Annotated in this window: 16 protein-coding genes; 12 read left to right on the forward strand and 4 right to left on the reverse strand. The window is 57.7% G+C overall.

The annotated features are described in order from the left end of the window. Positions 1 to 154: 154 nt before the first annotated feature. Positions 155 to 1,450 carry an amino acid permease gene (locus ACTG27_RS02255; protein ID WP_005334398.1) on the reverse strand — a complete coding sequence of 432 codons (1,296 nt, stop codon included), beginning with the start codon at positions 1,448 to 1,450 and terminating at the stop codon, positions 155 to 157. 251 nt (positions 1,451 to 1,701) lie between these two features. Between ACTG27_RS02255 and ACTG27_RS02260 the strand changes: the two genes are divergently transcribed. The 7 genes from ACTG27_RS02260 to ACTG27_RS02290 all read left to right on the forward strand — a co-directional run bounded on the left by ACTG27_RS02260 (position 1,702) and on the right by ACTG27_RS02290 (position 9,925). Then, positions 1,702 to 2,085, forward strand: coding sequence for a Rid family detoxifying hydrolase (locus ACTG27_RS02260; protein WP_005344164.1), 384 nt, complete (start codon positions 1,702 to 1,704; stop codon positions 2,083 to 2,085). A 22-nt stretch (positions 2,086 to 2,107) separates the two neighbouring features. Next, entirely contained in the window at positions 2,108 to 3,397 is a 1,290-nt protein-coding gene (locus ACTG27_RS02265; RefSeq protein WP_005353411.1) for an L-cysteine desulfidase family protein, read from the forward strand. 64 nt (positions 3,398 to 3,461) lie between these two features. Continuing rightward, the gene (locus ACTG27_RS02270) at positions 3,462 to 4,115 is read left to right on the forward strand and encodes a helix-turn-helix transcriptional regulator (protein WP_005334376.1); all 654 of its coding nucleotides are present in this window, start codon (positions 3,462 to 3,464) and stop codon (positions 4,113 to 4,115) included. A 155-nt stretch (positions 4,116 to 4,270) separates the two neighbouring features. Beyond that, complete coding sequence (locus tag ACTG27_RS02275) at positions 4,271 to 4,858, forward strand: histidine phosphatase family protein (protein ID WP_439979008.1); 588 nt, start codon at positions 4,271 to 4,273, stop codon at positions 4,856 to 4,858. 323 nt (positions 4,859 to 5,181) lie between these two features. Then, a complete protein-coding gene (locus ACTG27_RS02280) occupies positions 5,182 to 6,807 on the forward strand; it encodes a methyl-accepting chemotaxis protein (protein WP_421284938.1) in 1,626 nt (541 codons plus the stop codon). 286 nt (positions 6,808 to 7,093) lie between these two features. Beyond that, the gene (gene fabV / locus ACTG27_RS02285) at positions 7,094 to 8,287 is read left to right on the forward strand and encodes an enoyl-ACP reductase FabV (protein ID WP_005353312.1); all 1,194 of its coding nucleotides are present in this window, start codon (positions 7,094 to 7,096) and stop codon (positions 8,285 to 8,287) included. A gap of 162 nt (positions 8,288 to 8,449) precedes the next feature. After that, positions 8,450 to 9,925: a YfcC family protein gene (locus ACTG27_RS02290; RefSeq protein WP_151287281.1), complete on the forward strand. Its 1,476-nt coding sequence runs from the start codon at positions 8,450 to 8,452 to the stop codon at positions 9,923 to 9,925. Between the two features lie 63 nt (positions 9,926 to 9,988). Here ACTG27_RS02290 and ACTG27_RS02295 read toward each other — a convergent pair whose 3' ends face one another. Next, positions 9,989 to 11,203, reverse strand: a complete 1,215-nt coding sequence (locus ACTG27_RS02295) for a pyridoxal phosphate-dependent aminotransferase (protein ID WP_429221131.1) — start codon at positions 11,201 to 11,203, stop codon at positions 9,989 to 9,991. Positions 11,204 to 11,584: 381 nt separating this feature from the next. Here ACTG27_RS02295 and ACTG27_RS02300 point away from each other — a divergent pair, with 381 nt between their 5' ends. Both ACTG27_RS02300 and aqpZ read left to right on the forward strand, forming a co-directional pair. Continuing rightward, the gene (locus tag ACTG27_RS02300; RefSeq protein WP_005334366.1) at positions 11,585 to 11,797 is read left to right on the forward strand and encodes a DUF1653 domain-containing protein; all 213 of its coding nucleotides are present in this window, start codon (positions 11,585 to 11,587) and stop codon (positions 11,795 to 11,797) included. Positions 11,798 to 12,067: 270 nt separating this feature from the next. Beyond that, a complete protein-coding gene (gene aqpZ / locus ACTG27_RS02305) occupies positions 12,068 to 12,757 on the forward strand; it encodes an aquaporin Z (RefSeq protein WP_005361747.1) in 690 nt (229 codons plus the stop codon). A gap of 92 nt (positions 12,758 to 12,849) precedes the next feature. On the opposite strand, the gene ACTG27_RS02310 is transcribed toward aqpZ, so the two are convergent. Continuing rightward, the gene (locus ACTG27_RS02310) at positions 12,850 to 13,599 is read right to left on the reverse strand and encodes a lytic transglycosylase domain-containing protein (RefSeq protein WP_021229320.1); all 750 of its coding nucleotides are present in this window, start codon (positions 13,597 to 13,599) and stop codon (positions 12,850 to 12,852) included. A 328-nt stretch (positions 13,600 to 13,927) separates the two neighbouring features. Here ACTG27_RS02310 and ACTG27_RS02315 point away from each other — a divergent pair, with 328 nt between their 5' ends. Continuing rightward, complete coding sequence (locus ACTG27_RS02315; RefSeq protein ID WP_041980377.1) at positions 13,928 to 14,368, forward strand: GNAT family N-acetyltransferase; 441 nt, start codon at positions 13,928 to 13,930, stop codon at positions 14,366 to 14,368. A 5-nt stretch (positions 14,369 to 14,373) separates the two neighbouring features. Here ACTG27_RS02315 and ACTG27_RS02320 read toward each other — a convergent pair whose 3' ends face one another. After that, entirely contained in the window at positions 14,374 to 14,916 is a 543-nt protein-coding gene (locus ACTG27_RS02320) for a DUF1439 domain-containing protein (protein ID WP_005353308.1), read from the reverse strand. A gap of 97 nt (positions 14,917 to 15,013) precedes the next feature. Here ACTG27_RS02320 and cls point away from each other — a divergent pair, with 97 nt between their 5' ends. Then, on the forward strand, positions 15,014 to 16,495 hold the full coding sequence (gene cls / locus ACTG27_RS02325) for a cardiolipin synthase (protein ID WP_439979010.1): 1,482 nt from the start codon (positions 15,014 to 15,016) through the stop codon (positions 16,493 to 16,495). Positions 16,496 to 16,602: 107 nt separating this feature from the next. After that, positions 16,603 to 17,865: a YdgA family protein gene (locus ACTG27_RS02330; protein ID WP_257123338.1), complete on the forward strand. Its 1,263-nt coding sequence runs from the start codon at positions 16,603 to 16,605 to the stop codon at positions 17,863 to 17,865. Positions 17,866 to 17,938 lie beyond the last annotated feature (73 nt).

Genomic DNA, 17,938 nt, shown 5'->3' on the forward strand with positions numbered 1-17,938 from the left:
GCCTGAATAGTACTCCGAGCGGCCTCCCTTGGGTGATGGCCGGTTGCAAGTTGTGATCCCCTTGGCTTTTTACGTCCGGGCGGGGGCGCCGTCAGCCGCACCAATAGAAAACGGGCCACCCGAAGGTGACCCGTGGTCGATAAGGGGAAACCGATCAGTTGAACGCCAGGAAGGGCGAGACACAGAGCAGTAGGCCGGTGACGATGATGATGTAGAGGGAGGTGCCCTTGTACTTGTGCAGCGCCGGTACCTGATAGACCAGATAAGCCGGGATGAGGCAACCCACCATGCCGAAGATGGGGCTGCAGATGGAGGTGAAGCTCAGTACCGGTGCGTTGAGCACGATGGCACCCCAGGAGAGCATGACGGTGAACACCATGATCCCTTTGCCCACCAATCCTTTGTTGATGCGGTTTTCCGGCATGACGCGGCGCAGCAGGTTCATTGCCAGCCCCTGACAGGCTTCACGGAAACCGAGGTAAACGCCGAAGTAGGCGGTCATCACCGCGAAGATGTTGAGGGTGAGGCTCAGGAGCTTGAGGGTCTGGCCGGGCATCCCCTGGGCTACCATGGCCAGCGCGGAGATGTTCTCCTCGGAGGCTTTAACCGCCTGATCGTGACCCATGGCAAGAGTGAAGGAGACGGCGTAGAAGAACACCACCACGAACAGGATGCCGAAGGCGATATTCATGGCGCGCATCGCCTTGAAGCGGGCCACTTCCAGCGACTTTTCCCGCGAGCGGTAGGAGATCACCATGGGGCTCAGGCTCTGGATAAAGAGGATGGAGGTGAGGGTGAAGGGGAGCATGATGATGGCATCCTTCATCCAGTCACCGGCAGCGGGCATGGCGGTGATGTTGGCCGCATCCCACTTGTCCACCATCATCAGGCCGAGCACTGCGACCACGCTGATCTTGGTCAGCACCATAAAGGTGGAGATCTTGAACAGCAGGTTTTCGCCGCGCGAGGCCAGAGCCACCAGACCGCATATCAGCACCAGACCGTAGAGCGGGTTTTCGGAAAGCAGGCCGTCGGTGACGCCGAAGCTCTGCAAGAAGGAGGCGCTGTCATTGGTGATGGCGGTGGAGTAGACGAAGACCCAGATCACCAGCATCACGAAGTAGAGCGCGCCGAGCAGCACACCCCAGTTCTTGCCAAGGTAGCCGGTGATGACGCTGGGGTAATCCTTGCACTCCGGCGAGGTGGCCAGGGTGTTGATAAAGAGGCGCTGGAACATGTACATGGCGGGGTAGCCGATCACCGCCGAGAGCAGAAAGACCCACAAGCCCATCAGACCCACCTGTACCGGCAGGAAGACGATCCCTGCGCCGATGGCCATGCCGATGCTCATGATGATCCAGCCCCAGTCGGTGCTGTCGAAGCGAACCGCTTCTTTCCATTCCAGCGTGCCCATCACGGGGCTGGCGAGTGTAGTGCTATGCGCGTCCATTAAAACCTTCTTTTTTGTAGGGATGTGGGAAAGCGGCGCAAATATAGTTGAATGAAACTGTCGTAAACAATGCCCATAAGAGTACTTTTGTTCAAATCAGGATGGTGATCACGGTTTATATTGAGGCCGAAAGGTGCCTTTAAACGCCATTTTTGTATCTTTTTGTTGAATGGATAAAATAAAAAGCAAATAATGTTGAACGAAATGAGATTCATGATTGCAAAAAAAATTGCACAAACAGGAGTGGCTATATGAAACGCATCATCACAGCAGCAGCGGCACCTGACGCTATCGGTCCCTACAGCCACGGCACTGCCTATGGCGACCTCATCTTTACTTCCGGTCAGTTGCCGGTTTGCAAGCAACAGGGTGGTGTGGTGGAAGGGGGAATTGCCGCCCAGACCCGCCAGTCACTGGAAAACCTGAAATCCGTGCTGGAAGCTGCTGGCGGCTCGCTGGATACCGTGCTCAAAACCACCTGCTACCTCGCCGAGATCAGCGATTTTGCCGCGTTCAACGAGGTCTATAAAGCCTATTTCCAGAAAGATTGTCCGGCACGCAGCTGCTTCGCAGTGAAGGATCTGCCGATGGGCGTCAAGGTTGAAGTGGAAGCGATCGCCCATATCGCTCGTTAATGCTGATAAAAAGGTTCAAGTGATGAAACAAGCGTGGCAGCAGTATCTGCAGATTATTCAACAGGTTGTCAAACCAGCGCTGGGTTGTACCGAGCCAATCGCCGCCGCCTATGCCGCAGCGGTCGCCACCCGGCAACTGGGCTGTGAGCCCGGTCGCCTCGAGGTTGCAGTGTCGGACAATCTCTATAAAAACTCGATGGGTGTCTATGTGCCGGGCACCGGCAAGATCGGTCTGGCTATTGCGGCTGCGGCCGGAGCCATCGGTGGCAACGCCGATGCCGGGCTGGAGGTGCTGGCCGCGATCCAGCCAGAACAGGTGGATCGTGCCCAGCAGCTGATCGATGCTGGCAAGGTGCAGGTGAGCCGCACCGCCGCCCCCGAGTTTATCTTCTGCCGCGTGACCGTTTATGGCACTGATGAAAAGGGTGAAGAGCACAGTGCCGAAGTGACCCTGTGCGGCGGTCATACCCGCATCGTCGAGCAGCGCCGCGATGGCGAGGTGACCTTCACCGCCGATCAGAGCCAGGGCGGCGCCACCGGTTCCATCTGCGATGGCGTCGATATCAGCATCGCCGCCATCTACGAGTTCGCCACTCAGGTGGAGTTCGAGCAGATCAGATTCATCCTCAAAGCCTCCGAGCTTAACGGCAAGCTCTCTGCCGAGGGGATGAATAACCCCTATGGCCTGGAGATTGGCCGCACCATGCAGCAGAACATCAATGCTGGTCTTATCGGCGAGGATGTGATGAACCGCATCGTGATGATGACGGCGGCTGCCTCCGATGCCCGCATGGGGGGCGCGACCCTGCCAGCCATGAGCAACTTCGGCAGCGGCAACCAGGGCATTGCCGCCACCATTCCGGTGATGGTAATTGCCGAGCGCTTTGCGGCCAGCGAAGAGCAGCTGGCTCGCGCCCTCATCATGAGCCATCTGGGCGCCATCTATATCAAGTCCCACTATCCGCCGCTGTCGGCCTTCTGTGGCAATACCGTGACCAGCGCGGCCGCCTCCATGGCCATGGTCTATCTGGCCGGCGGCAGCTTCGAGCAATCCTGCTTCGCCATCCAGAACGTACTGAGCGACAGTGCCGGTATGGTATGTGACGGGGCGAAAGCCTCCTGCGCCATGAAGGTGAGTACCTCCTCCGGTGCGGCGGTGCGCGGCTTCCTGATGGCCCTCAACAGCCACTCGGTGTCGGAGCAGGGGATCGTCGCAGGTGACGTGGATCAGACCATCCGCAACGTCGGCCAGATGGTGAAGGAGGGCATGTCTGCCACAGACAGCACCATTATTGATATCATGTCCGCCTGATGTCCCTGTCGGTTGCTGCCCGGCGTCCATTGTCCGGCAGCAACCCTTGCAAGAAGGTCCCATTGTGAAGCTGCAAGAGTTGAGTCCGAGCGATTTTGAGATCCTCAAGTCGATGGAGAACATTGTGGACGGCATCGCCGCCATGTATGGTCAGCACACCGAAGTGCTGCTCCACAGTCTGGATGCGCGCAATCCCTCGATCGTCAAGATTGCCAACGGCCATATCACCGGCCGCAGTGTCGGCGCTCCCATCACCAACCTGGCGATGATGAAGCTCAAGAGCGGGCAGGATATCTCCAGCCCCTACATGACCAAGTGTGCCACCGGCAAGACCCTGCGCTCCATCACGACCGTGATCCGCAACGGGGAGCACAGGGCCATCGGTTTGCTCTGCATCAACAGCGACATGGATGCCCCGCTGCAATCCGTGCTACGGACCATGATGCCGGAGTGCATGCATCCCCACGAGAGCCATGCCACCCCGGAGGTGTTCGCCCGCAACATCGACGAAGCGCTCAACAGCACTATCGACACCGTCAGTGCCGAGGTGCGTGGCAACGAGGCGGTGCCTCCGTCCCAGAAGACCCGGGTCATCGTCAACCAGCTGCACGACATGGGGATCTTCGAGTTAAAAGACAGTGCCCAGATTGCGGCGCGCCAGCTCGGGATCTCGGTCCACTCCATCTACCGCTATCTGCGGGAGATCAAGAAGGGCTGAGCCGGTTTAATCTGGCCAAATTGGCAGCAAACGGGTCAGCCTTGACCCGTTTTTTACGCCCGTTTTAGCCTCTCTATTTGGGCCATCCTTCGGGCTCATCTGCTATCATCTTCCCCCCTTTATTTTTCTATCTCTCTGAACGTGCTGGAGAAATCATGTCTCGACTCATCTATCTGCTGCGCCACGGCCAGACCCGCTTCAATGCCGAGCAGCGTCTGCAGGGGCGTTGTAACTCCGATCTGACCGACAAGGGCGAGGCGCAAGCCATCGCCATGGGGCGGCGCCTTGCCGCAGAACTGGCGGATCCCGACGACTGGACCGTCTATGCCAGCCCGCTCGGGCGTGCCCGTCAGACTGCGCTGCTGGTGTGCGAGCAGTTGGGACTGACGGCAGATCGCATCGTCTGGGACGATCGCTTGATGGAGCTGGGGATGGGGGAGTGGGAGAGTTGCCAGATCCCGGCGCTGCGTCTTGCCCACCCCGAGCTCGATACCGGCAAAGGGGACTGGTATCTGCAGGCACCGGGGGCCGAGAGCTTCGAGAGCATTCAGCGCCGGGCACACCTGTGGTTGCAGGATCCCGCCATCGCCGAGCGGGCCATTGTTATCTCCCACGGTCTGCTCGGTGCCATGCTGCGCGGCGTCTATGCCGATCTCGACTATGAGGCGACCTGGTCACAGGAATTGCCGCAAGATGCCTTCTATAAGCTGCAGGATGGCCACATCACCCGCATTGCCTGCTAGTTTCGTGGACGTTGCCGCCATCAGTGCATGGACGATGCAGGCTGCAACACGCTACGGATTTTGCTTTGCGAAGATTAGACATCAACGAAATGATGAATAGACTCAAAAAGCGCATTATCAATAAGGGCATTAGCCCTTCTCCTGCGGTGATGTGTTTAAGGTCTGGTTTTGCGAACAGGTTGCAACTTGCATTGCACTATGGTGCACAGACCGCGCTTTTTAATGAGGTAAGCGGGTGATTGTATTGAAATGAGTGGTCGCGTGATGCTTGGTGTATCAATTGCATATTAAACGACCAGTGGCCTGAGTATGAGGACGACACCATGAAAGGGATCTCGGTTCGTAGCAAATTATTGATGCTGGTTGTGGTACCGCTGTTTTGTATGATTTTGCTGTGCACTCTCTCCCTTTGGGGGATGCGCCTGATGAATCAGGCTGCCCATCAGGTGAATGAAGAGGAGGTGCAGCAGTTATCCGAACTGAAGCTGATTTCAGACTTGTATGCGGTCAGTGTCGTTGATGCGATCAATAAAGCGCATGTTGGATTAATCACCCGTGAAGAAGCAAAACGTTCCGTTACTGAAGCGCAGTTAAAAGCAGCAACGGAATGGAAGCGTTACATGGCCCAGAAGATGTCTGCGGAAGAGCGGGCGATTGCGGAGTCTGCCCAGGTATTGATGAACAAAGCCGACATTACACTGGATGGTATTAAGAGTGATCTTTCATTACAAGCTCCTCTTGATAAGGCAATTCATCAGTTATACAGCACGGTTGATCCTTTTAATGAGGAGCTGGGCAAGCTGGTTGAACTCCAGCTGAGATTTGCAGATGAGCATGTTGGTACCCTGGAAAGTCTGGCCGTTGATTTTTCATTTGCCTTCCTCTCCATTACCGGGATTGCCCTGTTCGCTTTATCCGTGCTGGGGATCTGGATTTTTCGCGGGATCAGTCAACCGCTCACCGCTTTGCGTAGAGCGCTTTACAAGTTGCAGCATGAGCAGGATTTGACCGTCACCGTCCCCGTCATTCGGGAAGATGAATTGGGGCAAGTCGCACGGGCGCTGAATGATATGGTTAGCCATTTCCGCAGATTGATTGGCGAAATGGATGACGTGGCCGAACAGTTATCGACAGGCGCCGATGCACTGAACGAGCTGGGGCTAACCAGTGCAGAGCAAATGGCCCAGCAGCGTCTGGAGACAGATCAGAGCGCTGCGGCAATGAATGAGATGAGCGCAACGGTTAACGAAATCGCCCAGAATACAAATAGTGCTGCAATTGCCGCCCGTCAGGCTGAAAACAAGGCCGAAGAGGGGCAAGCGGTTGTCAAGGAGACCATTGGGAATATGGCTCTGCTCTCTGGTCAATTGCAAAATACATCCACTGTGCTGCAAAACCTGGCTATCGAAAGCAATAACATTACCCAGGTGATGGGGGTTATTCGCTCGATTGCCGAACAAACCAATTTACTGGCACTGAATGCGGCAATTGAAGCCGCCAGAGCGGGTGAGCAGGGGCGCGGTTTCGCGGTGGTGGCTGATGAAGTCCGGGTACTTGCTCAGCGCACCCAAAACTCTACCGGAGAAATCCAGAACACCGTCAATCGCCTGCAACAGAATGCAACTATGGCTGTTGATAGTATGAATATCGGATTATCTGAAGTGGAGAAGACGAATACCCTGATGCTGACCTGCGGCGTCTCTTTGGAAGAAATTGTGAGTGCGGTGGATGATCTGAATAATCTCAATGTGCAGGTCGCCGCTGCAGCCGAAGAGCAAAGCAAAGTCACCGAAGAGATGACGCGCAGCATGGTCAATATTGCCGATATCGCAGTACATACCTCGGATTCGGCAGCCCATGTATCGGCCAAGTGTCAGCGTCTTGATGAGATGGCCAAGTCAATGAGAACACAGATTAATCATTTTAAATGGCGCTCACATGCCGCTTGATATAGTTCGATGACATTACCCCCAGGCCCCGAGAGTTCGGGGCCTTTTTGTATCATGTTGGTCGTACTGCACCTGCGTTGAAACATGTTATCGACTTCCATAGATATGGGGAGATTAATTACCGGACTGATGAAGTGACGCTTTCCAAAAAATGTGCATTTTTGACGGCAGCCGTCACCCTGAATGGCCATTTTTGCCGCAGTTCAACACATCAGAGCACCTTATCGCGGCAAGATGAGGTATCTTATGCCCCGATTTCATCCATTAAACGGATCCGAGACCCCATATGATCATCAAACCCAAGGTTCGCGGCTTTATCTGCACCACCACTCATCCGGTCGGTTGTGAAGCCAATGTTCGTCGCCAGATCGCTTATACCAAGGCCAAGGGCACCATCGAGAATGGTCCCAAGAAGGTGCTGGTGATCGGCGCTTCCACCGGTTATGGCCTGGCCTCCCGGATTGCGGCTGCCTTCGGTAGCGGCGCTGCCACCCTCGGCGTCTTCTTTGAAAAAGCGGGCACCGAGTCCAAGACCGGTACCGCTGGCTGGTACAACTCTGCCGCCTTCGACAAGGCAGCCAAAGAGGCGGGTCTCTACGCCAAGAGCGTCAACGGCGATGCCTTCTCCAACGAGTGCCGCGCCAAGGTGATCGAGCTCATCAAGCAGGATCTGGGTCAAATCGATCTGGTTGTTTACTCCCTGGCCTCTCCGGTGCGCAAGATGCCGGAAACCGGCGAAGTGGTGCGCTCTGCCCTCAAACCGATCGGTGAGGTCTACACCACCACCGCCATCGATACCAACAAGGACCAGATCATCACCGCCACCGTCGAGCCGGCGAACGAGGAAGAGATCCAGAACACCATCACCGTGATGGGTGGTCAGGATTGGGAGCTGTGGATGGCCGCCCTGCGTGATGCTGGCGTGCTGGCTGACGGCGCCAAGTCCGTGGCTTACTCCTACATCGGTACCGATCTGACCTGGCCAATCTACTGGCATGGCACTCTGGGCCGCGCCAAGGAAGATCTGGATCGCGCCGCCGCCGCCATCCGTGGCGATCTGGCAGCCAAGGGCGGCACCGCTCACGTGGCCGTGCTCAAATCCGTGGTGACCCAGGCTTCTTCCGCCATTCCGGTGATGCCGCTCTATATCTCCATGGCTTTCAAGATCATGAAGGAGAAGGGCATTCACGAGGGTTGCATGGAGCAGGTGGATCGCATGATGCGCACCCGTCTCTACGCGTCCGACATGGCGCTGGACGAGCAGGCTCGCATCCGCATGGATGACTGGGAACTGCGTGAAGATGTGCAGCAGACCTGCCGCGACCTGTGGCCATCTATCACCAGCGAAAACCTCTCCGAGCTGACTGACTACACCGGCTACAAGCAGGAGTTCCTGCGCCTGTTCGGTTTCGGTCTGGATGAGGTCGATTACGATGCGGATGTAAATCCGGATGTGAAATTCGACGTGGTCGAGCTCTGAGTCTGACTCAAGTGAAAACAGGGCCCCGCGGGGCCCTGTTTTTTTGGCAAACATTCCGCTAATTTGCGGAATTTTATTATCAGCGATCACCTTTTTCCCATATCAAACCCGCTAGTCTTGCGCTGATCGGATCACAGACGGCATTGCCGAGGTACGGAAGCTATGACCACTCCAAACGAGGCGCCCAAGAAGCGCCAACTCCCCACTGTTTATACCCTGCTTTTCATCATCATCGCCCTGATGGCCGCCCTGACCTGGGTGCTGCCAGCGGGCAAATATGACTATGTCACCGCCAAGACCCAGCAGCCGGTGGCGGCAGCGGCCGTGGCCGATTACAGCGGCGACGAGCGGCTGTTGCCGGTGCCCGGCAGCTACACCGAGTTACCCGCCCACCCGCAAGGGGTATTCGAGGTGCTCAAGGCGCCCATCCAGGGTTTTCACAAGGCGGCCGATGTGGCGCTGTTCGTGCTCATCATCGGTGGTTTTCTCGCTGTGACCATGCAAAGCGGTGCGCTTGATGCTGGGGTGGGGGCCATTGTGCGTGGCTTTGCCGGGCGTGAGCGGCTGCTAATTCCTGTGTTGATCGCCCTGTTTGCCCTCGGCGGCTCCACCTTCGGCATGGCGGAGGAGACGGTAGCCTTCTGGGCGCTGATCGTGCCGGTCATGATGGCGGCTGGCTTCGATCGCATGGTGGCTGCGGGCATTATCCTGCTCGGCTCCGGGGTCGGGGTGCTCGCCTCCACCGTCAACCCGTTTGCCACCGGTATCGCCTCCGGTTTTGCCGGCATTCCCATCGGTGAGGGGATTGGCCTTAGGGTTATCCAGTGGCTGCTGCTGGTGATCTTCACCTCCTGGTTCGTGATGCGCTACGCCAAGCAGGTGCAACAGGACAAATCCCGCTCCGTGCTGGCCGACATCACCTATGACGACGAGTTTTCCCAGATGAAGAGCGGCAACCTCGCCTTCACCGGCAAGCAGAAACTCACCATGCTGGTCTTCTTCGGCACCTTCCTGCTGATGATCTATGCGGTGGTGCCATGGTCGGATTTGGGGATCGACGTGCTGCCCACCTTTGGCTGGTGGTTTGACGAGCTCTCTACCCTCTTCTTCAGTGCCTCCATCCTGATTGCGCTGATCAACCGGATGCCGGAGTCCAACTATGTGGCGACCTTCCTGAGCGGCGCTCGGGATCTTATCGGGGTGGCACTGGTGGTGGCGGTGGCGCGCGGCATCTATGTGGTGATGGAGCAGGGCGTCATCATCGACACCATTCTGCATTGGGCTGAAGGGCTGGTGACCGGACTCTCCTCATCGGTCTTCATCCTGATGGCCTATCTGGTGCACATCATCCTGAGCTTCTTCATCCCCTCCACCTCGGGACTGGCGACCGTCTCCATGCCGCTGATGGGGCCGCTGGCTGACTTCTCCGGCATCTCGCGGGATCTGGTGATCACCGCCTATCAGTCCGCCTCCGGCTGGATCAACCTGTTTGCCCCCACCGCCGCCCATCTGGTGGCCGGTCTGGCGCTGGCCAAGATCCCCTACGATCGCTTCGTGCGCTGGGTGCTGCCCTTCATCATCGGGGTGGCTCTCATCACCATGGCGGTGCTGGTGGCCGGTGCCCTGCTGCACGGCTGATGGCACGGATAAAACCACAGATAACAAAAAGGCTCCCGCGGGAGCCTTTTTCATGAGCTTTGCTTACTGCTTGTAGCCCTTGAGGAAGCGGGCGAGGCGGCCGATGGCATCCTCCAGCTCCTCTTCGCGGGGCAGGAACACCAGCCGGAAGTGATCCGGCGCCGGCCAGTTGAAGCCGGTGCCCTGTACCAGCAGCAGCTTCTCTTGCTGCAGCAGGTCGAACACCATCTTCTGATCGTCGCGGATGTCATACACCTTGGGGTCGAGGCGCGGGAACATGTAGAGCGCTCCCTTGGGTTTGACGCAGGAGACCCCGGGGATCTCGTTCAAGAGCTCCCACGCCTTGTCCCGCTGCTTGCGCAGGCGGCCGCCCGGCAGGATCAGCTCGTTGATGCTCTGGTAGCCGCCAAGCGCAGTCTGAATGGCGTGCTGCATCGGCACGTTGGCACACAGCCGCATAGAGGCCAGCATCTCCAGCCCTTCAATGTAACCGCGGGCTCGGCCTTTGGGACCGGTGATGACCATCCAGCCCTGACGGAAGCCGCAGGCACGGTAAGCCTTGGAGAGGCCGTTGAAGGTCACCACCATCACATCGTCACACAGGGTGCAGACGCTGGTGTGGGAGATATCGTCGTAGAGGATCTTGTCGTAGATCTCGTCGGCGAAGATGATGAGGTTGTGCTGGCGGGCGATCTCGATCACCTCCAGCAGGAACTCGCTGCCGTAGACGGCACCGGTCGGGTTGTTGGGGTTGATCAGCACCAGGCCGCGGGTGCGCGGGGTGATGCGGGCGCGGATGTCATCGAGATCCGGATACCAGTCGGCCCCTTCGTCGCAGCGATAGTGCACCGCATGGCCACCGGAGAGGGTGACGGCGGCGGTCCAGAGCGGGTAGTCGGGGGAGGGCACCAGCATCTCGTCGCCGTTGTTGAGCAACGCCTGCATCGCCATCACGATCAGCTCGCTGGCGCCATTGCCGATGTAGATGTCTTCGATGTCGACCTTGCGCATCCCTTTTTGCTGGTAGTACTGCATCACCGCCTTGCGGGCGGAGAAGAGCCCCTTGGAGTCGCAGTAGCCCTGGCTCTGGGGCATGTTGAGGATCACATCCTTGATGATCTCTTCCGGCGCATCAAAGCCGAACGGGGCCGGGTTGCCGATGTTGAGCTTGAGAATGCGGTGGCCTTCGTCTTCGAGACGGCGAGCCTCTTTATGCACCGGGCCGCGGATGTCATAGCAGACATCGTCGAGCTTGTGCGACTTGTCGATAGTGAACATGGTGACTGTGATTCCTTCCCCACAGGGACGCGTTGGCGAAAAAGGCGATTTTTAGTATCAAATTTCTTTTCCCCTATTCTTCACAGAATTGAATGCTAGAACAATCCTCTTTTTAGAAGAATTCCCTGATTTTTAGCCCTAAAACAGGGTTGCCAGAACGTTAAATTCAGCACGATCTTTGGTGCTAACCAAGGTTAACTAGTGAAACATGGGGAACGAATTAACAATGCTGCCTGACTGTGTTGCAATATCCGGATCCTGTGGCACGATTGGCTTGTGTAAAAAATCGTCTTCGTCCCCCTTTTCGATGAGTTGAATGGCACCCATGGTGTCATCTTTATGTGGTTCGCTCATCGGTGTTCACTTCTGCGAGGTTTTCCCATGCAAGCACCCGTTCCAGGCCGCTATCGCCACTTCAAGGGGGGTTACTATCAAGTGCTTGCCTTGGCTTTGCATACCGAAACCCAGGAGCAGCTGGTAATTTATCAATCCGAACAGGATGGTCAGGTTTATGCCCGACCCGTCGCCATGTTTATGGAATGGATTGAGCATCAGGGGCAGGTTGTCAGCCGTTTTGCCCCTGCAGGAGACTGACCACGCCTCCGTTTTTATCGTTCAAGGGATGAGCACTCGAGCTAAACGGTGTCATAAGTTGTCGCATGACGCCCTTGGGTATGAGATGTGCAGCCAGCCGTCTTAATGATAAATCCCTTATCTAATCAACTAATTGTGACGAACATCACATTAAGTGAGCTCTGCCTGCAGGGTTCGCAATCTCGACTCACACTCCCATAATGCTGCGCTTGTTCAAGCATGGGCCCTTCTCGGGTCTTGTTCGGTGTTATCTCAAATGGGAGAAATAATGTGAAACCTGTTGCTGCTGAGTTTATGGGCACTTTCTGGCTGGTATTGGGCGGGTGCGGCAGTGCCGTGCTGGCTGCAGCCTTCCCTCACGTCGGGATTGGTCTGCTGGGGGTCTCGCTGGCTTTCGGTCTGACCGTGCTGACCATGGCGTTTGCCATCGGTCATATCTCCGGTTGCCACCTCAATCCGGCCGTGACCGTCGGTCTGTGGGCGGGCGGTCGTTTTCCGGCATCCGGTGTACTGCCTTATATCGTGGCGCAGGTGTTGGGTGGAATTGCCGCCGCTGCCGTGCTTTACGTGATTGCCAGCGGTCAGGCCGGGTTTGATCTCTCTGCCGGTTTTGCTTCCAACGGCTACGGCGAGCACTCTCCAGGTGGTTATAGCCTGACTGCCGCACTTGTGTGTGAAGTGGTGATGACCGGTTTCTTCCTGTTCGTCATCATGGGGGCCACTGATAGCCGTGCGCCTGCCGGTTTCGCGCCGATCGCCATCGGCCTGTGTCTGACCCTGATCCACCTCGTCAGCATTCCGGTGACCAATACCTCGGTCAACCCGGCTCGCAGTACCGGTGTTGCGCTGTTTGTCGGTGACTGGGCTATCAGCCAGCTGTGGCTGTTCTGGGTTGCCCCGATTGTCGGTGCCATTCTGGGTGCGCTGGCTTATCGCCTGGTGGCGACTGAGCAGAAGTAATCATTTGCGAAACAAAGTGTGGTATCGACACGCCTGCGGGCGTGTTTTTTGTTTCTGGAGGGGAGAGAAAAGAGCATTAACCGAGGCTAACCTCAGAGCCCTTTGGCCTGCAGCATCTCTTTGTAGCGCAGGTGGAGGAGCTGGACACGCTCCACATAGGCACGGGTTTCCGCATAGGGCGGGATACCGCCATGTTTTTGTACGGCGCCCGCGCCGGCATTGTAGGCCGCGGTCGCCAGCGCCACGTTGCCATCATACTGCTTGAGCAGTCCCGCCAAGTATTTCACCCCGCCGAAGATATTCTGCTCCGCCAGCAAGGCATTGCCGACCCCCAACTCCCGCGCCGTGGCTGGCATCAGCTGGGTCAGCCCCATCGCCCCCTTGCGGGAGACCGCAAGCGGATTGAAAGCGGATTCCGCATGGATCAGCGCCCGGATCAGCGCAGGCTCAACCTGATAGGTCTTTGCTGCTGCCTTGATGGTGCTGGCATAGTCATAGAGAAACAGCCCTGTAGTTTGCCAGTTGACGCTGGATTTGGGGTCGCAGGCGAAGCAGTCGTTGAACAGCAGCAGCTCGTAATGGCCCTGTTCGGGCGCCATGTCGGAGTAGCGAACCACCCCGTTTTGTTGCACCGATTTATAGACCTGGATCTGCTTCTTGCCGTTGGTGGCGACTGCCGTCGTTTGAGCGGTGTCGGGTTGTGAGGCGGGAGTGGCATCTTTGCTCGGACGCAAGGGGGAGGGAGCGGCGGTCAGGAAGATCACCTCCGCGGGAGGGGGAGTCTGGCTCCATCCGCTCAGGGGGATCAACAACATATGGCCTGCCAGCATCCATGCTTTCAACCCTAATACTCCTTCTTGTGATGACCATGTTGAGTAAAGCATCATGACGAGGGCAGAACAAGCGGCCAACAGGGGGCAAATGATCCGATTCGGTGACCGGGATCAAAGTATCCGCCGCAATAAAGGATTGTCATCATAAAGCACGGTTTTGGCCGTCAGGCGGTGGGTCATGGCCTCTTCCACCGGGTAAGCAAGCTGCCCATGACGTCCGCTTTTTTGTTGACGAAAGGCATGCTATCGTGCTGGCGTCATGTGGTCGGATTAGCGCACCGTATCTGGCACTAATAACTGATTATCAAAGGATTTGTCTGTGACAAGCAAGCTGGCGATGGAACTCACTTTCGAAGAGTACTGCGACGCCGACCTCTCCCTTATCAGGGACTATTACGAGACGACGTTTTCCCACTATGTGCCGGATCTGGCCGAGCGGATCTTTGTCGTGCGTGATGCTCACTGGCTGGTAGGGGCGGTTCGGTTGCGGGACGAGGAGGAGTTTTACCATCTGTGCGGCTTTCGCCTGTTGCCCCACTACCAGTCGCTGGGATTGGGGTCACGGCTGCTGCAGCACGCCTGTCACGGTCTGTTGGACAAACCTGTGGTCTGTCAGGCGCTGCCCTTCGAGAAGCCTTTCTATCTCAAAGCCGGGTTTGCCGATATGCCCCTCAATCAATTGAGCGGGTCGCTCTTCTCCCTCTACGAGCGGCAGCAGCAGCAGGGTTATCAGGTGGAGCTGCTGGTACGGGATACCACCCAGCCCCTCCTGAATTGAGCGGTTTAGCGGGGTTTGGTCAGTAGGTGGATCTTGCCCGGTGACAGCTCCAGCCCCAGCAGATTCTCCTTCAGCCAGGCCTGATCCGGATCCTTGTCATTGAGTTTGTAGACTGGTTTGGTCTCGAGCCGCTTCTCCATGCTCTGCAGCAGCATGTTGAGCATCAGCCCGAACTTCTTCTCGGCCGCCTCCGGCTCCAGCTTGTACTCCACCAGCTTCATGTTATCGAGAAACAGCGCGCTCTGGCTCTTGTCATAGCGGGGTCTCGCCTCATAGGTCATCTGCAGGCGGGCGTCATATTCGGTATTGTCTGGCAGGGCGATTTTGAGCTTGCCCTTGCCATAGACCCGGGCGGTATCGGGGCGTTGGCGACCGATTTGGACGTCGCTCTGCTCAAGCGTCACATGGGCCTTGATGATGCCCGGCAGCTCCAGCTGTTTGTCGACTTGCACCTGAGATTGCAGGTACTGGTTTATCTGTTGCTCATTGATGTCATATGAGCCTTGGCCTAGCATGGCCAGGCTGAGCAGCATAGATTGCAGGATCATGCGTGCGACCTGATAGAATGGATTTGCCTTACAGCATACCATCCCGGCCGGTTGGGGTCTGCCCACCGCGCTGTTTGTCGATTAGAAGGAGTCCCCGTTGTTTAACGGTCTGGAACACGATCTTCAACTGCTGTTTTCCCGTTTTCTGGGTTGGCTGCTACTGCTTTTTCATACCGTGATTGTCACCGGTGTGTCGTTTCGGGTGGTGATGAAACGCCGTCCCATCGGGGTGTCGCTGGCCTGGCTGGCGCTGATCTATGCCATTCCGTTTGCCGGGGTGGGCTTCTATGTGCTGTTTGGTGAAATAAAGCTGGGGCGCCGTCGTGCCGAGCGCGCCCAGGCCATGTATCGCCCTTATGCGATCTGGATCCGCCAACTGGCCCGTCTGTTCCCGCAGCACTGCTGCGAAGTGGGTGCCAAGGCACAGCCGCTGCACGATCTCATCCAGGGACGGCTCGCCATGCCGATGCTCTCCGGCAACCGCATGACCTTGCTCAACAAGCCGGACTGGATCTTGCGCGAGATTGCCCAGGATATCCGTCGCTCGACGCTCTCCTGCTATCTGGAGTTCTACATCTGGCATCCGGGCGGCGATGCCGACGAGGTGTGCGAGGCGCTGATTGAAGTGGCGCAACGCGGCGTGGATTGTCGCTTGCTGCTCGATTCGGTGGGCAGTAAACAGTTCTTCCGCTCCCACTGGCCCAAAAAGCTGCGCAAGGCGGGGGTCAAGCTGGTGGAGGTGCTGCCGGTCGGCGCCTGGCGCATTCTGTTCCAGCGTCAGGATCTGCGGATGCACCGCAAGCTGGTGGTGATCGATGACAGGGTGGGTTACACCGGCTCCATGAACATGGTGGATCCCCGTTTCTTCAAGCAGGATGCTGGAGTCGGCCAGTGGGTCGACATCATGATCCGGGTGCAGGGGCCCATGGTGCCGCTGATGTGGTCGATCTTCGTCTGGGACTGGGAGATGGAGACCGGCGAGCGGCTGCTCGACAGTCTGCAGCATGAGCCGGAAGCCTGGCCCCAGACCAACTACCGCGCCCAGCTGATCCCGTCCGGCCCCTTCGTCGGCGGCGACTGCATCCAGCAGAGCCTGCTGCTGGCCATCTATCAGGCGCGCAGCCATCTGGTGCTGACGACCCCTTACTTTGTGCCCGACGATCCGCTGGCGGCCGCACTCAGTTCGGCGGCGGCGCGCGGGGTGCAGGTGCAGCTGGTGTTGCCGGCACGCAACGACTCCATCATGGCCAATTACGCCTGCAACGCTTTTATGGAGGAGCTGCTGGCAGCAGGGGTGGAGATTTACCGCTACGATGCCGGTCTGCTCCATACCAAGAGCGTGCTGGTGGATGATGACTTCGCTCTGGCGGGGACGGTCAATCTGGATCGGCGCAGCCTCTGGCTCAACTTCGAGCTGACCCTGCTGGTGGATAACCCCTCGTTCGTGGCCCAGATGACCCGGCTGGTACAGGGCTATATGGCGGAAGCCACCCCGATGACCCTGGCCCAATGGCAGGCCCGCCCCTGGTACAAGAAGGCGATGGAGAACATCTTCTATCTCTTCAGCCCCTTGCTGTGATGTTGTGGCGAGCCGCAAGAAAGTGGACTCGCCATCTGATTGGACTTGCCTAGCCCCGAGTCCGCCCCGTAGAGTGCAGTGACAACTCCCTGGAGACACATGGATATATGAAAAAGATAGTGGCCCTCGCCGTGGGTGCGGCACTGGTAGGTGGTGGTCTGGCTGCGTGCTGGTACACGGGCAACAGCTTCGACAACATCATGGCGGAGCAGATCGCCAAGGTAGAGCAAGAGACTGGCATCGACATGCAGTGGCAGCCGGGTAGCAGCAACCTCTTCACCCGTGACGGGGTCCTGAAGGTCGTGGTGACGCCGGAGGAGCTGGCTGCCATCGACAGCGAGCTGGAGGGCAGTCAGCCTATCGAGTTGCAACTGGTGGTCAAGAGCCAGATCCTGCCGCTCTACATCAAGAGCCACTTCCTGCTCGATACCCATAATGGCACTCTGGCACCGGTCTTTACCGCACTGGGTATGGAGCAGTGGGAACTCGGTCTGGAGTCGGTCACCAGTCTCTGGACCCAGGGTAACAGCAGCCGTTTCTGGGCCAATGAATTCAAGATCAAACAGGGGCTGGACGAGTTCAGCTTCCTGCCCCTGAGCGGCGAGTTCCACGGCAATCTGGAGGGGAATGGTCACCTCACCATGACCTGGCAGGGGATGACAGTTCACGAAGAGCAGAGCAAGATGGACTTGGTGCTGGCCGATCTGAAAGGGAGTGCCGACATTGCCGAGATCAGCGGTGTGCTCCTCTCGCCCCAGAGCGAGATGACCCTCTCGGCCCTCACGGTACAACTGCCTGACAGCGTCAAGGTCGCCCTGCAGGGGATGACCACCGAGACTCAGCTGACGGGTGATGATGCCCAGACCCTCTCCAGCAGCTATCAGATGAAGATTGCCAAGCTGGATCTGGAGAACGAGACCGACACCCTGGCGGTGACCGACAGCAAGTTGGCGCTTAACCTCAACGGTCTGGATCTGGAAGGGTATCAGGGGCTGCAGGCCGCCGGTGGCAAGGGGGTTGAAGATGCCGCCATCCAGCAGGCGCTGGACAAGATGCTCAAACGTGGCGCGACCCTTGAACTGGCCGATCTCAGCGCCAAGCTCAACGGTGAGGCGGTGACCATGAAGGGGGACGTGAAGCTGGCCTCCACCTCGCTGGAGCAGCTGTTCAACAGCGACGCGGGCATGCAGGCCCTCTCCGGCATGCTGCATGCCAGCCTCAGCGACAAGCTGGGCAAGGCGGTGCCGCAACTGGCCCCCATGCTCGATCAGCTGACCCTGATGGGTTATCTGAAGGCCGACAAGCAAGCGCTGACCTCCGAGCTGAAGCTGGAGAAGGGCGCGGTGACGGTAAACGATCTGCCGCTCTGACACTCGGCGCAGAAACAACAACGGCTCCCGCGGGAGCCGTTGTTGTTTCTGGCGTTTGCATACGAGCTATGTG

This window comes from Aeromonas sp. 97A (genome assembly GCF_051919185.1).
Classification (GTDB): domain Bacteria; phylum Pseudomonadota; class Gammaproteobacteria; order Enterobacterales; family Aeromonadaceae; genus Aeromonas; species Aeromonas veronii.